Below are 538 nucleotides of genomic sequence, written 5' to 3' on the forward strand. Positions count from 1 at the left end.
ACCGGTTCCGCTTTTTCCTTTCATTGCCGATTCATTTCGAGAGCCTGGCTGTCCTGGGACGCCGCCGCGAACTGGTGAACGTCCTGCAGGACATCCCGACGCATATGCGCAGTTTCATGGCCTTTCACCTTTGCGGGGTGCCGGCGGGCGTGCCCACGGGCCGTCTGGCCGAAATGGTGAGCACCCTGCGTCCCTACAGTCGTACCGTCATGGCCGTGGTGGACCCCGGCAGCAATGACTTGCCCACCCTGGCCGCCGCCGGCGTGAAGGTGGCCTGCGTGTTGCTACCGCCGGGCTGCTCGGCCGACCGCTATCGCGCCGACCTGCTGCGTTTTGGTGCCATCGCTGCAAAGAACCGCTTGCTGACGTCTGTCGAGGGTGTCGACAACATGGCCATGGAGGCCCTGTGCGAGGAAGCGGGCATCAGCTTCCTGTCAGGAGACCTGATCGGTGGTTGGACGGAGGTGCCTGAACACGCCGTTCGTCGCTCGCTGGCCGATTTCCAGCGTTGAGCGCCAATCTCATGCCAATGGAACTG

Annotated in this window: 1 pseudogene; it reads left to right on the top strand. The window is 63.6% G+C overall.

The window, feature by feature from the left end:
- Positions 1 to 512 (top strand): annotated as a pseudogene (locus tag AC1Q7F_RS32645) (hypothetical protein); the annotation flags it as partial.
- Between the last annotated feature and the right edge of the window lie 26 nt (positions 513 to 538).

This window comes from Niveispirillum sp. GW835-FHT14G11 (assembly GCF_058793615.1).